The organism is Collinsella sp. SGI.184 (assembly GCF_050313415.1).
Lineage (GTDB): Bacteria > Actinomycetota > Coriobacteriia > Coriobacteriales > Coriobacteriaceae > Collinsella.
In genome coordinates, this window is the sequence record NZ_JBNPLJ010000013.1 from 1 (window position 1) to 13,472 (window position 13,472).

The following is a 13,472-nucleotide window of genomic DNA, read 5'->3' on the forward strand; positions in this document are numbered from 1 at the left end:
TCGGACTTCAATACGACACCTATAACTACCTGCGAGAATGTTGCATTCTGTTACCCGCTGTTCCGAACTGGGGTGCGTCTCCTATATTAGCTCGCAGCTAAGGTTGCGGTAAACGGCCAATGCTCACAGCAATAACCGGAAGCAACAACAAGCCGCATCCACACCCACCGGGACTATAAACGGCAGACTGTCGGCGTCGCCCCATCGTCACTCCAACCTCAACATCTTTGAACACTACAATGCGATAGCCTGCTGAACAGGAACGATCTTATCCAGTTCCGGCTCGATGCGCCTCTTTTCCGCCTCGAGGTCAAACGCTATCTGGGCGCGCAGCCAATAACCATCCGTTAGGCCAAAGTAGCGGCAAAGGCGAAGATCGGTGTCAGCCGTAACACGACGCCTCCCCAAAATAATCTGCCCAATACGCTGTGCCGGAATCCCGGTCTCCTTAGCAAGACGATATTGAGAAATGCCCATAGGAACAAGAAATTCCTCTTTGAGAAGTTCACCAGGAGTCACCGGTGACAGCAAATCGGGCGCGGTCTCATCACTTGTGATAATCGACGATTTCGACATTCCAAGCCATCCCCTGTCTCCACTCAAAGCAGACCCGATAGCGCTCATTAACACGGATACTATATTGGCCGGCGCGATCGCCCTTCAACGCTTCAAGACGATTGCCCGGAGGAACGCGAAGGTCATCAAGTGAAGCACAAACCTGCAGCTGACGAATCTTCCTCAATGCGACCCGCTCAAAGGGCACGAACCTCCTGACCCGCACACCCATTGCAAAACGTTCGGTATCCTCATCTTTGTACGATGCAATCATAGTATCGCCTTACGTTAATAACGTCAAACGTTTCTACAGACATACATCTCTATTATACCGTACATTTGTTCGTATTTTCTAGAACATGCGCCCGCGCCGATTAACCAAGCAAAAGCAATCGTTTGTAGACATCGAGGCCCTTGAGTAGGATTTCCTCGTCAAAGAGCATGGTATCGGTGTGAAGGGCGCTCGTGGCATAGGCGGGACAGCCATCCGAATCGCTCGGGTTTTCTTGCGCCTCTGGCACGCCCGTGCCCAGCAAGAAGAACACGCCCGGCAGATGGCGCTGATAGAAAGCAAAGTCCTCGGCAATTAACAGCGGCTCCTCCACAAGCTGCAGGCCGGGCAAGGCAGGCGCGACGCTGGCAAACAACTCGGGGTCGTTGTCGACCGGCGGATAGCCCTCGGCAAAGTCGAGATCGTACGTGCAGCCCGTTGCGGCACAGGCATCGTCCAGCACGCGGCGCACGCCCTCGCGCGCTCGGTCGAACATGCCGTCCGTAAACACACGCAGGCTTCCGGCCACATGGGCCTCCCCCGCCACCGCGTTGCAAACCGTACCGGCCTGCAGCAGACCAAACTTGCCGATACAGGGCTCGTCGCCGCCCAGCTCGTCCATCAGCTCGCGCTCGGCAACCAAAAACTTCGCTGCCGCCAACGCGGCATCGTGCGACTCCTCGACCGGCACGCCATAGGTCTTAGCAATATGGATGCTCGTACCGTGAATATAGATATGCGTCTCGCTCGAACGCGCCAGCAGCGGACCGGAACAGCTCGCCAACGTGCCGGCAGGCAGATCGGGCCACACATGGAAGCCAAAAATGCGGTCGGCCCCATAGCGCTCGAACACGCCGCTCTCGCATACCGTCTTGGCACCACCGGTCGTTTCCTCGGCCGGCTGGAACACAAAGAGCACGTTGCGCCTCATGACGCCCGGCTGCTCGCGAATCGTACGGTCGACATACGTCGCGGCGGCAAGTGCCATGGCCATGTGACCGTCATGTCCGCAAGCGTGCATCTTGCCGGGATGGGTCGAGGCAAAGGCCGCCCCTGTCGCCTCCTCAATGGGCAGCGCATCCATATCGGCGCGAATCGCCGTGGCATGCGCGGCATCAACGCCGGCGTCGAAGAAAGCGCAGACGCAGCTGGGGCACGGATGGGTCACTTCGCAGGTGAGCGGTGCCAGCACGCCCTCGATATAGGCAATGGTTTGCGGAAGATCGAAATCGAGCTCCGGAATGCGATGGAGATCGCGGCGATAGCGACGGAGTTCTTGGAGCTCGGTCATAGAGGATCCCTTCGTGAGGCGCATCTGTTGCAACTTATTGTGATACAGGATTGTGGCGCACATGTTTCCAGCATATCCCTGCATTTTTTAAACGTTATATACGAATACTCTTGTTTGGTAAAGTGCAACGTGATAGGGTCTTTACCACTTGATAGAGGCGCGGGCACGAAGAGCCGCGGGCGAGCCGGCAGGCTTTGACCCCGCGGGGAGGCGAAACCCGCCGAACTGGGTTTTTCGGGCACGAACAACCTGGTGGGCCTGTGGGAAACACCCACAGGACTGTCTGCAGCAATGCGGGAGCGCTATCCGGACATTGGGTCCACGCTATGCGGATTCGATGCGCAGATGGCGCCGTCTGGATAGCGAGGTTTACGGGATATGGCATTGACCCCCAACGAGGCATATGCGGCCAAGCAGCCGTTTGTGGACAAGGAGACGCTCGAGCATATCGTCGAGCAGTTCCCCACGCCGTTTCATCTATACGACGAGGCGGGCATCCGCCGCAACATGCAAGAGGTGCGCGACGCCTTTGCGTGGAACCCGGGCTTTAAGGAATACTTTGCCGTCAAGGCCAACCCCAACCCGGCACTCATCTCCATTCTCAACGAATACGGCTGCGGCTGCGATTGCTCGAGCTATACCGAGCTCATGATCGCCCGCTCGCTGGGTATCACGGGACACGACATCATGTTCTCGTCCAACGACACGCCGGCTGCGGACTTTGAGCTCGCCGACAAGCTGGGTGCCATCGTCAACTTTGACGACATCAGCCACATCGAGTTCTTTGAGCGTGTTGCGGGGCCCATCCCCGAGACGGTCAGCTGCCGCTTTAATCCGGGCGGCCTGTTCCAGCTCTCCAACGGCATCATGGACAACCCCGGCGACTCCAAATACGGCATGACCACCGAGCAACTCTTCGAGGCCTTCCGTATGCTCAAGACCAAGGGTGCCGAGGACTTTGGCATCCACGCATTCCTTGCCAGCAACACCGTTACCAACGACTATTACCCCAAGCTCGCGCGCATCCTCTTTGAGCTTGCCGTGCGCCTGGAGCGCGAGACCGGCGCACACGTCGCCTTCATCAATCTATCCGGCGGCGTCGGCATCCCCTACCTGCCCGAGCAGCAGGCCAACGATATTCACGCCATCGGCGAGGGAGTGCACGCGGCATACGACGAGATCCTGGTCCCCGCAGGCATGGGCGATGTGGCAATCTACACCGAGATGGGCCGCTTTATGATGGGCCCCTACGGCTGCCTGGTCACCAAGGCCATCCACGAGAAGCAGATCTACAAGGACTATATCGGTGTCGATGCAAGCGCCGTCGATTTGATCCGCCCCGCCATGTATGGTGCCTACCACCACATTACGGTGATGGGTCAGCCGGGCGGCGCCGACAAGGGCACAGCGCCCGTCACGAACACCTATGACATCACGGGCAATCTGTGCGAGAACAACGACAGGTTCGCCATCGATCGCGAGCTACCGCATATCGACATGGGCGACCTGCTTGTAATCCACGATACCGGTGCGCATGGCTACTCCATGGGCTACAACTACAACGGACGGCTGCGCTCCGCCGAGGTCCTGCTGCGCCCCGATGGCGCGGCCGACCTCATCCGCCGCGCCGAGCGCCCGGGCGATTACTTTGCCACGCTCGACGTGCTGCCGTGCGGCCGAGAACTGTTGGCCAAGTCGCGCGCCGAAAGTGCCCGCCACCGCGCCCAAGACGAGCGCCTAGCAGTCGCCGCCCAATGGAACAAGCGCATCCAGATCGCCGAAGCGAAGGAGAAGAACATGGACATCCGCAATCTCGAGGGCTCAATCGTCGCCCTGGTTACGCCGTTTAAAAAGGACGGCAGTGTCGACTTTGATGCGCTCGAGCGCCTTATCGATTTCCACCTGCAAAATGGCACCGACGCCATCCTCGCCCTGGGCACCACCGGCGAGAGCGCCACGATGACCGACGACGAGGACAACTCCGTTGTCGCCGCGGTGGTCAAGCAAGTTGCAGGACGCGTCCCCGTCATCGCCGGCTCGGGCTCCAACTCCACGCAGACCATGCTCACCAAGTCGCTCACTTACCAGGGCTTGGGGGCCGACGGCCTGCTGCTCATTACCCCCTACTACAACAAATCCAACGAAGAGGGTATCTACCAGCACTTTAAGACCGTCGCCGATGCCGTAGACATCCCCTGCATCCTGTACAACATCCCCGGCCGCTGTGGCTGCGGCATCAGCGAGCGCAACGTGGAGCGCTTGGCCGCGCACCCCAACATCATGGGCATTAAGGAAGCCTCGGGCAACGTCGCCTACGCTGCCAAGATCGCCCACCTGCTGTCCGACGACTTCCGCATGTACTCGGGCGAGGACGCGCTCACCGTGCCGCTCATGAGTCTGGGTGCTTCGGGCACCATCAGCGTGTGGGCCGACGTGCAGCCGCAGCTCGTACATGACATGTGCCGCGCCTATCTGGACGGTGACGTGGCACGTGCCCGCGATATCCAGATTGCCGGCCAGCCGCTCATCAATGCCCTCTTTAGCGAGGTCAACCCCATCCCCGTCAAGGAAGCGCTCGCCCAGATGGGTATGATCGAGGCAAACTACCGCATGCCGCTGTGTCCCATGGCAGACGACACGCGATCCGCACTTACCGATGCTCTGAAGGGAGCTGGTCTGCTTGATTAAGACCGTCATTATGGGAACGGGCCGCATGGGCTCGCTCATCCGCACTACCGCCGAGGGTATTGTCGACGCTGCCGGAGAGCCCGTTTTTGACATCGTCGCCCAGATCGGCTTCGACTTGTCCGAGCTCGAAAGCACCCCGGCGGCTGACGTCATCATCGACTTCTCGAACGTTGCGACCTTCGACACCGTCGTCGCCTATGTCGAGCGCACGGGTGCGGCGTTGGTCTCGGGCACCACAGGCTATACGCCCGAGCAGATGGATCGCCTGCGCGAGCTGGGTCAGAGCGCCCGCGTCATGCACTCCGGCAATTACTCCATCGGTATCGCAGCCCTGCGTCATCTGGTGGCACAGGCCACGCGAGAGCTGCCCGGCTTTGACTGCGAAATCGTCGAGACGCACCACAACCAAAAGGTCGACGCCCCCAGCGGCACTGCCAAGTTGCTGCTCGACGCCGTCGTCGAAGCCGAGCCCGAGGCAGGCTACCACCCCGTCTATGGCCGCGAGGGCATGTGCGGAGCGCGCGACCCCAAGGAGATCGGCGTGCACTCGCTGCGCGGCGGCACTGTCGCCGGCGTGCACGAAGTGAGTTTCTTTGGCCAGGACGAGGAGGTCACGCTCGCGCATCGCGCCACGAGTCGTCAGATCTTTGTCAACGGCGCCTTGGCAGCCGCGCAGAAGCTCGTCACCCGCGAACCCGGCTTCTATACGTTCGACCAGGTCATGTTTGCCTAACCAGGTATCAACCGGATCCACCCAAAGGAGAGACCGCAAATGAGCAACGCAGCCGAAATGGATGCACAGGAGATTATCAACTATATCGCCACCGCGCCCAAGAAGACGCCCGTCAAGCTGTACGTGCGCGAAAAGCCGGGCATGAAGGTCCAGTGGGGCAGTGCGCATGTCTATGGCGGCCGCCGTGGCAAGACTGTATTTGGCGACTGGGATGAGCTCAAGGCAATCCTCGACGCCAACGTCGATTCCATCGACTACTACGATGTGGAGAACGACTGCCGCAACTCCGCCGTGCCCATGCTCGACCTCAAGGGCATCAACGCCCGCATCGAGCCGGGTGCGATCATCCGCGACCGCGTCGAGATCGGCGACCGTGCCGTCATCATGATGGGCGCCATCATCAACATCGGCTCCGTCATTGGCGAAGGCTCCATGATCGATATGGGCGCCGTGCTGGGCGGTCGCGCCACCGTGGGCAAGAACTGCCACATCGGCGCCGGCACCGTGCTGGCAGGCGTCGTGGAGCCCGCCAGCGCCACCCCCGTCATCATCGAGGACGACGTTATGATCGGCGCCAATGCTGTGGTCCTGGAAGGCGTGCGCGTGGGCAAGGGTGCTGTCGTTGCCGCCGGCGCCGTGTGCGTCGAGGACGTCCCCGCCGGCGCCGTCGTGGCCGGTGTCCCCGCTCGCGTTATCAAGATGCGCGACGAGAAGACCGACAGCAAGACCGGTCTCGAGGAAGGCCTGCGCCAGCTGTAGGGTTACGCGGTTTTACCAAACCGCGTAACGGCTCGACGCTGCACCTTTGGTTCCGTCGTTCTAACGAACGACGGACCGGTCGACGCTGCAAACGCCCCTAAGCGGCAATCTGACGTTCAATCGTCGGGCATGGCCAGAAGGTCAATGCCCTCCTCTTTCACGTCACCTTGCTCGCTCTGGGTCGTTTTCGCTGACTTATGCTCAACCTGCAGTGCAATTCAGCCCCAAGCAAAAAAGGCCGAAACCCCATCCAGGGCTTCGGCCTTTGCTTTCCCGCTGTAGGCGCAACGCAACCTATCGATTCTCGATGCTGCCGATGTTTTTGAGCTCGATGGAGATGAGGCCGTTGGGCTCGTTGACAAACTCGATGTACTCGGAGTTCGAACCCATCTCGACCGGGAAGCTGATCTCGATGCCCGTGTCGGTACGAATCTTGTGATTGCGTACGGCCGCGCGCTCGACTTGCTTGCGCTCCACGGGCACGCGCTCGGGCACCTTCTCCTCGGTCAGCGCCGCACGCACGCTCTCCTTGATGACCGGCTCGTCCTCAAAGACCTCATCGACGATATCCCAAGGCGGCAGCTCCTCGTCGTCTTCAACCTTCTCGGCAACGGCGGCTTTGACCTTGGCGAGCGCTACGGCCGTGTTGGCGCCGTGCTCCTCGGCGACCTCCTCGACCACGCGCGTCACCGTGTCGATGACCTCCTTACCCGAAACCCCCGTATCGCACTGCAGCAGGCCGTCGGGAATGAGCATGCGATCCTCGCCGGCAATCTTGCGCTTCTTGTCCACATAGCCGATCTCCATGGTGCTTGCACGCACAATGGCATAGCTTGGCACCTTTTGCGAGGGGTTTGGCAGAATGGCGTAGTGGCGCGCGATGTCGTTGCGCACCTCCCCCTCCTCGCGGCCCACTTCGTGCATAAAAGCCTGCTTGGAGCCCAGCAGCATCACGGCAAACCAGCGGGCATCCTCATCGTCGTCAAAATCGGCCACGAGCACGTCGGTGGACTCGGCTTTCTCGGCCTTGGTGAGCTCGGAAGAGATAAACTCCGCAATCTGCTGAGACAAGTCCACGAACTCACGCTCACCAAAGAAATAGCCCTTGAGCTCGCCGCCAAACGCAGAGTTCTCCGCAAATGTGGCGCGCTTATTGTCGGCCGAGGTGCGTGCGCGGCGCAGATGCGTGGTCACAAAGCTGCGCACGGTACGGCTTTCGATATCCAGCTCGCGCTGGCTCATGACGTTGACGGCAGAGTCAAAGTCCAGGATATGCAGAATCGCGTGATTGATTTTCATATACGGCATTCCGTTCTAGATCGCTTTTGGCACGAACCAGTATAGCGGTCGAGTCCACCCCAGGCGCATCGAAGATTGATGCAAAGCGACCTGTTCCCAATGCATCAAAAAGGCGTCCGGGTCACATGGGCCCGGACGCCTTCGTTGTAGCCTGTTGCTTAAACGAGCCGAATTTAGCAGGAGAAGTCGACGCTGTCGATAATGTCCTTGAGGGCCTTGGCGGAGGCGTTGAGCTCATGCTGCTCGTCATCGTTCAGCGGCACGGGAACGCGGCAGACGACACCGTCGCGACCAACGACCGTCGGCATGGAGATGGCCAGATCGGACAGGCCGTACTCGCCCACCATGAGCGAGGAGACGGGCAGAACAGTCTGCTCGTCACGCATGACGGCAGTGCAGATGCGCTTTACCGCCATAGCGACACCGTAGTAGGTGGCGTGCTTCTTCTCGATGATGGTGTAGGCGGAGTTCTTGACGTCCTCGGCAATGCGCTTCTCGGCAGCCTCATGCTCCAGGTGGCCGTGAAGCTCGCAGAAGGTGTTCAGCGGCACGCCGGCAACCTGAGCGCTGGACCAGGCGACAAACTCGGAGTCACCGTGCTCGCCCATGACATAGGCCTGAACGTCGCGCGGGTCAACCTCGACGTGGGCGCCGAGCATCTGCTGTAGACGGCCGGTGTCGAGCACGGTGCCGGAGCCGATGACATGACCCTCGGGCAGACCGGACATCTTGATGGCGGCGTAGGTCAGAACGTCGACCGGGTTGGAGACGATGAGCAGAATGCCGTCGAAGCCAGACTTCTTAATCTCGGGAATAATGGACTTAAAGATGCTGACGTTCTTGTTGACCAGGTCCAGGCGGGTCTCACCGGGCTTCTGAGCAGCGCCAGCGGTGACGACGATCATGGCGGCGTCGGCGACATCAGAATAATCGCCGGCGTAGATCTTCATCGGCTCGGCAAACGTCATGCCGTGCGCAATATCCAGGGCCTCGCCCTCGGCGCGGTTCTTGTCCACGTCGATGAGAACCATCTCGGAGAACAGACCACTCTGCATCAGCGCGAACGCCGAAGACGAACCGACGAAACCGCAGCCGACAATAGCGACCTTCTTCTCGTTAACCATTAGAAACTCCCATCTCTCTCCACAAACAAGCCGCCCGGGAACGACCCGAGCGGCTTGCCGTAATCCCAATACATCCAATCGGGACTTTGATTATGCTCCTATACGCAGCCAAAAATCGACCGTTTACCGAAATTGTTTGAAGGATTCGTAAAATAACTGCACGAAATCGGTTTCGAGCTATTGACGAGCCCAAATAGCCTTCTAATACAGGCCCGCCTCGCGGATGGCCTCGACAGCCAAAGCGATCTGATCGGGCGGCAGGACCAGCGCCATGCGCACGTGCCCCTCGCCCGAAGGGCCAAAGCTCGCGCCCGGCGTCACCACAACGCCGGCCTTCTCCATAAGCTCCTCGCAAAACGCCATGGAATCGGTGCGACCACCGGGAAGCTTGGCCCACACAAACATAGAGCCATGCGCGTTGGGACGCTCCCAGCCCAGGCCCTCAAGACCGTCGCACAGGGTATCGCGGCGCTCCTGGTACTTCAGACGTTGCGCCTCGACCTCATCGCGCGGACCATTGAGGCAGGCGATGGCGGCCTTCTGAATCGGGAAGAACATGCCAAAGTCGATCTGGCTGCGCAGCTTGGCAAAGGCAGAGACCACATCCTCACGGCCGACCAAAAAGCCGATGCGCGCACCGGTGACGTTAAACGACTTGGAAAGCGAGAAGAATTCCACGCCCACCTCGAGCGCGCCGGGATACTGCAAGAAACTGCCGCCGGGCTCGCCGTCAAACACGATGTCGGAGTACGCGTTGTCATGGACGATCAGCAGGTCGTGCTCGCGGGCGAAGGCGATGATCTCCTCGTAGACCTCGGGCGTGCCCACCGAGCCCACCGGGTTGGCGGGCAACGACACGATCATGTACTTGGCACGATCGGCCACCTCGGGATCGATGCCCGCCACATAGGGCAGGTAATTGTGCTCCGCCACCAGCGGATAGTACTCGAGCTTGGCATCGGCGATCTTGGCGCCCGCCTCAAAGACCGGATAGCACGGATCGGGCACCAGAATGGTGTCACCCGGATCGAGCAGGGCCAGGCCCAAATGACCCACGCCCTCCTGCGTGCCGTTGCACGACTGCACCATGGACGGCGTAATGCCCGAAACGCCAAAGCGACGCTCATAGTAATCGCACACGGCCTGCTTAAGCTCGGGCAGGTCGCGCAGGGAATACTTCCACATCTCGGGATTTTGGGCGGCCTGCGTGAGCGCCTCGACCACGTGGTCGTACGGCTTAAAGTCGGGCGTGCCCACGCTCATGTTGTAAATGGTCTTGCCCTGAGCCTTCAGCGCAAGAAGTTTGTTGTTGAGCGAGGCGAAGACCTCCGCGCCAAAGCGGTCGAGACGCTGCGATGCCTGCATGGTGCCACCTTTCGATATAAAAAATACGGCGCTCCGACAAGAGCGCCGCGCGATACGGGCCATCAGATTGCAAAAGTGTAACGCTTGCAACCCCCGTATTGGTTCAATTTAGCCAACCTTAGTCAATTGGATTGAGCGCGTCGATCCGCGCAAGCCACAGACGCGAGCTGGCGTCACTCGGCATACGCCAATCGCCGCGCGGGCTGAGCGTCACCGAGCCCACCTTGGGACCATCGGGCAGACAGCTGCGCTTAAACTGCTGGGCAAAGAAGCGACGATAGAACGTACGCAACCACGTGTGGACGGTCTTGGCGTCATAGACACCCTCAAAGCTCTTGAGCGCCATACGGTAGATCTTGCCCGGCTCAAAGCCAAAACGCAGCAGGTAATAGAGGAAGTAATCGTGCAGCTCGTACGGGCCCACCAAATCCTCGGTCTTCTGCGCAATCTCACCGTCGCCCGTGGGCGGCAGAAGCTCGGGGGACACCGGCGTATCGAGGATATCGAGCAAGACCTCGGCAATACGCCCACCAAAGACATCAGCGGCATAACGTACCAGATGGCGCACAAGCGTCTTGGGCACGCTCGCGTTGACGGCGTACATGCTCATGTGGTCGCCGTTATAGGTAGCCCAGCCGAGCGCCAGCTCTGACAGGTCGCCCGTGCCGATAACAAAACCGCCAGCCTGGTTGGCCAGATCCATCAGAATCTGCGTACGCTCGCGGGCCTGGCTGTTCTCGTAGGTCACGTCCTGAACTGCCGGGTCGTGCTCAATGTCCTTGAAGTGCTGCTCCACAGCCGCGTGGATCGAAACCTCGCGGAAGCTCACACCCAGGTCGCGAGCGAGCGACTCGGCATTGGACTTGGTGCGACGCGTCGTGCCAAAGCCGGGCATGGACACGGCTGTGATACCCGTGCGCGGCAGTCCCAGTGCATCGAAGGCACGCACGGTCACAAGCAGTGCCAGCGTGGAATCCAGGCCGCCCGAAAGACCGATGACTGCAGCCTTGGTACCCGTATGGGCAAGGCGAGTCTTGAGGCCGGCAGTCTGCAGATTGAGGATCGTCTCGCAGCGCCCGGCCAGGTCACCATGGTCGGCCGGCACAAAGGGCGCGCGGGGGAAGACACGGTCGATGTCGAGCGCATCGCGCAGGACAGGTTCTTCGGCCAGCACGCCCTCAAACGAAAACTCAACAATCGTGGCCTCCGGCGCATCATCCGCGCGCGTCCACGTGGTCGAACGACGACGCTCGGCAACCAGACGGTCGAGGTCAACGTCGGCCACCGCCATATCGCAGGTGAGGAGCTTCGTGGCGGCGAGCTTCGAACCGTTTTCGTAGACGAGGTTCTCCCCTGCAAAGACCATGTCGGTCGTGGACTCGCCCTCGCTCGCGTCCGCGTAGGCATAGGCACAGTACAGGCGCGCGCTTTGGTTAGAGATAAGGCTGCGGCGGTAATCTGCCTTACCGATAATCTCGTCCGAGGCCGACGGATTGAGGATCACCGTCGCACCGGCAAGCGCCATCTCGGTCGAAGGGGGCGCCGGCACCCACAGGTCCTCGCAGACCTCAATACCGATTACCAAATCCTCGGCGCCCTCATCACAGCAGCGGTAGACAAGCCCCGAACCCAGCAGAACCGGACCCTGACCGGCAAACTCAACCCACACGGGATCGGCGGGCGCCGGAGCAAACCAACGGCGCTCATAGAACTCGCCATAGTTGGGCAGATACTTCTTGGCCGTGAGGCCCAAAAGCTCGCCCGCGCAGCACACGGCGGCACAGTTGTAGATATTCTCGGCCACCGCAACGGGAAGACCGATGGTAAAGACAATCGGCAGCTCGCGGGTTTCATCGAGAATATGTGCCAGTGCGGTCTCGCAGGTATGCAGTAATGTGCGGTTATGGAACAGGTCGGCCGCGGTATAGCCGCACAGATTAAGCTCGGGCAGCACCAGAGCACGGACACCGCGCTCGACCGCCTCGCGAACAGCCGCCAGCGCAACCTCGGCATTGCCCTCGACATCGGCCACGCGAATCCGCGGCGAGGCCGCCGCCACACGCAAAAAGCCATCAGACTGAGAAAGGTGAAGATTCATAAGAATGCTCCCGTGCGTAGACGCCATTCACAACAATTAGCAAGCCCTATTGTAGTTCAACCGCCGGGTGTAACCGCATCCCACCAATCTGGTGAGCTATTGATGAGTTGATGGTATCTGTTAAATGTCACGTACGATTCACATCTGGTGGGTACCCTGATGGCTACACGAAACGAAGCAGATTTACACCGGGAGGGCCCCGTATGACAACCAAGTACACCGACGCGCCGCGCACGCGCGTCATGACACCGGCCGCGCTCAACAACGGCGTTCACGAAAACCATTCCATCGGACAGACCATGGCCATCGCGCCCAAAAAGGGCCTGTTCGACGACATTTCCATTCCCCAAATCATCGCCGGCGCCGCAGCTGCCGCCACGAGCGTCGCACTTGCTTCCAAGATCGGCATCGCCGGATCGGTGATCGGTGCCGCCGTGAGCTCGGTCATCACCGTTGTGTCCTCGCAGGTCTACCGCCACTTTATCTCTGCCAGCGCCGAAGCCCTCAAAGGCACGCACGCCGCCGTCGACTACCCTGCCGGCGCCTATGAGCCCGTTGACCTTAATGCCGAGGAGCACCTGGGCGGCGCCGCGACTACGCAGGAGATGCGCCAGGTTGCGGGGCGCGCGACCACGGCGCGCGTCGCCCCCAACAGTCTGCGTGCCAAGGCGGCGGCAGAGCGCAGCCAGACGCAAAAGAAGGTCATCGTCTTCTCGATCGCCATCGCCATCGTCGCGGTCATCGCCTGCGCCGGCGCCATCCTTATCACCACCGCCGGTGAGGGTCTGGGCGAGCGCCCCGAGCCAATCCTATCGTCGCGCACGACCGAGCACGACGCGGATAGCCCAGATCAATCGCAAAGCCAGCAGGACGACTCGCAGGGCGACTCCGCATCCACCGACTCGTCCTCGAACGCCCCCGATCAGTCGCAGGGCGCCGATTCCTCTGTGAACAACAGCGGCACGCAATCCGGCACGACTGACTCAAGCCAAACGACCGACGGCTCTCAACCGAGCACGAGCGACCAGACGAGCGGCAATACATCGGGCACAAGCTCCACCGACAACAGCAACACCAATAGCTCGAACAGTTCGAACAGTTCGAGCGGATCCGCGTCCGGCACGCCATCTGACAGCTCGAGCCAAGGCACGGCATCGGGCAACTAAGCACGTTTGCCTCTCACAGATAACCGACCTGCATAACGGGCGCGAACCGGCAACGGTCGCGCCCGTTTGCCTTGGGCGACGAGATGGCAAGCCCCATGCGATGGTAAGATGCTTTGGTGTGTA

The 13,472-nt window shown here is 60.5% G+C and carries 11 protein-coding genes and 1 riboswitch; of the genes, 4 read left to right on the forward strand and 7 right to left on the reverse strand.

The window, feature by feature from the left end:
- Positions 1 to 234 precede the first annotated feature (234 nt).
- The 3 genes from ACQRAJ_RS05555 to ACQRAJ_RS05565 all read right to left on the reverse strand — a co-directional run bounded on the left by ACQRAJ_RS05555 (position 235) and on the right by ACQRAJ_RS05565 (position 2,117).
- The gene (locus ACQRAJ_RS05555; RefSeq protein ID WP_427727846.1) at positions 235 to 576 is read right to left on the reverse strand and encodes a HigA family addiction module antitoxin; all 342 of its coding nucleotides are present in this window, start codon (positions 574 to 576) and stop codon (positions 235 to 237) included.
- Complete coding sequence (locus tag ACQRAJ_RS05560; protein WP_427747940.1) at positions 548 to 829, reverse strand: type II toxin-antitoxin system RelE/ParE family toxin; 282 nt, start codon at positions 827 to 829, stop codon at positions 548 to 550. The genes ACQRAJ_RS05555 and ACQRAJ_RS05560 overlap by 29 nt, the downstream gene beginning before the upstream one ends.
- Before the next feature lie 100 nt (positions 830 to 929).
- A complete protein-coding gene (locus tag ACQRAJ_RS05565; protein ID WP_427747941.1) occupies positions 930 to 2,117 on the reverse strand; it encodes an N-acetyldiaminopimelate deacetylase in 1,188 nt (395 codons plus the stop codon).
- 144 nt (positions 2,118 to 2,261) lie between these two features.
- A riboswitch (Lysine riboswitch) is annotated at positions 2,262 to 2,430 on the forward strand.
- Positions 2,431 to 2,495: 65 nt separating this feature from the next.
- Between ACQRAJ_RS05565 and dapA the strand changes: the two genes are divergently transcribed.
- Genes dapA through dapD form a run of 3 tightly spaced genes read left to right on the forward strand, consistent with a single transcriptional unit; the run spans position 2,496 to position 6,297 of the window.
- Positions 2,496 to 4,805, forward strand: coding sequence for a 4-hydroxy-tetrahydrodipicolinate synthase (dapA, locus tag ACQRAJ_RS05570; protein ID WP_427747942.1), 2,310 nt, complete (start codon positions 2,496 to 2,498; stop codon positions 4,803 to 4,805).
- Entirely contained in the window at positions 4,798 to 5,538 is a 741-nt protein-coding gene (dapB, locus tag ACQRAJ_RS05575; RefSeq protein ID WP_427747943.1) for a 4-hydroxy-tetrahydrodipicolinate reductase, read from the forward strand. The genes dapA and dapB overlap by 8 nt, the downstream gene beginning before the upstream one ends.
- Before the next feature lie 39 nt (positions 5,539 to 5,577).
- The gene (gene dapD / locus ACQRAJ_RS05580) at positions 5,578 to 6,297 is read left to right on the forward strand and encodes a 2,3,4,5-tetrahydropyridine-2,6-dicarboxylate N-acetyltransferase (RefSeq protein ID WP_427747945.1); all 720 of its coding nucleotides are present in this window, start codon (positions 5,578 to 5,580) and stop codon (positions 6,295 to 6,297) included.
- 294 nt (positions 6,298 to 6,591) lie between these two features.
- Here dapD and ACQRAJ_RS05585 read toward each other — a convergent pair whose 3' ends face one another.
- The 4 genes from ACQRAJ_RS05585 to ACQRAJ_RS05600 form a co-directional block, all read right to left on the reverse strand.
- Positions 6,592 to 7,596 carry a nucleoid-associated protein gene (locus ACQRAJ_RS05585; protein ID WP_427747947.1) on the reverse strand — a complete coding sequence of 335 codons (1,005 nt, stop codon included), beginning with the start codon at positions 7,594 to 7,596 and terminating at the stop codon, positions 6,592 to 6,594.
- Between the two features lie 173 nt (positions 7,597 to 7,769).
- On the reverse strand, positions 7,770 to 8,720 hold the full coding sequence (locus tag ACQRAJ_RS05590; RefSeq protein WP_427747949.1) for an L-lactate dehydrogenase: 951 nt from the start codon (positions 8,718 to 8,720) through the stop codon (positions 7,770 to 7,772).
- 201 nt (positions 8,721 to 8,921) lie between these two features.
- Positions 8,922 to 10,085, reverse strand: a complete 1,164-nt coding sequence (locus ACQRAJ_RS05595; RefSeq protein WP_427747950.1) for a pyridoxal phosphate-dependent aminotransferase — start codon at positions 10,083 to 10,085, stop codon at positions 8,922 to 8,924.
- A 118-nt stretch (positions 10,086 to 10,203) separates the two neighbouring features.
- Entirely contained in the window at positions 10,204 to 12,183 is a 1,980-nt protein-coding gene (locus ACQRAJ_RS05600; protein ID WP_427747952.1) for an NAD(+) synthase, read from the reverse strand.
- A gap of 203 nt (positions 12,184 to 12,386) precedes the next feature.
- Between ACQRAJ_RS05600 and ACQRAJ_RS05605 the strand changes: the two genes are divergently transcribed.
- Positions 12,387 to 13,349: a hypothetical protein gene (locus ACQRAJ_RS05605; protein WP_427747953.1), complete on the forward strand. Its 963-nt coding sequence runs from the start codon at positions 12,387 to 12,389 to the stop codon at positions 13,347 to 13,349.
- Positions 13,350 to 13,472: the final 123 nt, after the last annotated feature.

What these genes read in the sequence shown, in the direction of transcription:
- ACQRAJ_RS05600 (WP_427747952.1), bottom strand. Translation starts at nt 12,183, where the DNA reads ATGAATCTTCACCTTTCTCAGTCTGATGGCTTTTTGCGTGTGGCGGCG.
- ACQRAJ_RS05595 (WP_427747950.1), bottom strand. Translation starts at nt 10,085, where the DNA reads ATGCAGGCATCGCAGCGTCTCGACCGCTTTGGCGCGGAGGTCTTCGCC.
- ACQRAJ_RS05560 (WP_427747940.1), bottom strand. Translation starts at nt 829, where the DNA reads ATGATTGCATCGTACAAAGATGAGGATACCGAACGTTTTGCAATGGGT.
- ACQRAJ_RS05555 (WP_427727846.1), bottom strand. Translation starts at nt 576, where the DNA reads ATGTCGAAATCGTCGATTATCACAAGTGATGAGACCGCGCCCGATTTG.
- ACQRAJ_RS05605 (WP_427747953.1), top strand. Translation starts at nt 12,387, where the DNA reads ATGACAACCAAGTACACCGACGCGCCGCGCACGCGCGTCATGACACCG.
- dapD (WP_427747945.1), top strand. Translation starts at nt 5,578, where the DNA reads ATGAGCAACGCAGCCGAAATGGATGCACAGGAGATTATCAACTATATC.
- ACQRAJ_RS05590 (WP_427747949.1), bottom strand. Translation starts at nt 8,720, where the DNA reads ATGGTTAACGAGAAGAAGGTCGCTATTGTCGGCTGCGGTTTCGTCGGT.
- dapA (WP_427747942.1), top strand. Translation starts at nt 2,496, where the DNA reads ATGGCATTGACCCCCAACGAGGCATATGCGGCCAAGCAGCCGTTTGTG.
- ACQRAJ_RS05565 (WP_427747941.1), bottom strand. Translation starts at nt 2,117, where the DNA reads ATGACCGAGCTCCAAGAACTCCGTCGCTATCGCCGCGATCTCCATCGC.
- ACQRAJ_RS05585 (WP_427747947.1), bottom strand. Translation starts at nt 7,596, where the DNA reads ATGAAAATCAATCACGCGATTCTGCATATCCTGGACTTTGACTCTGCC.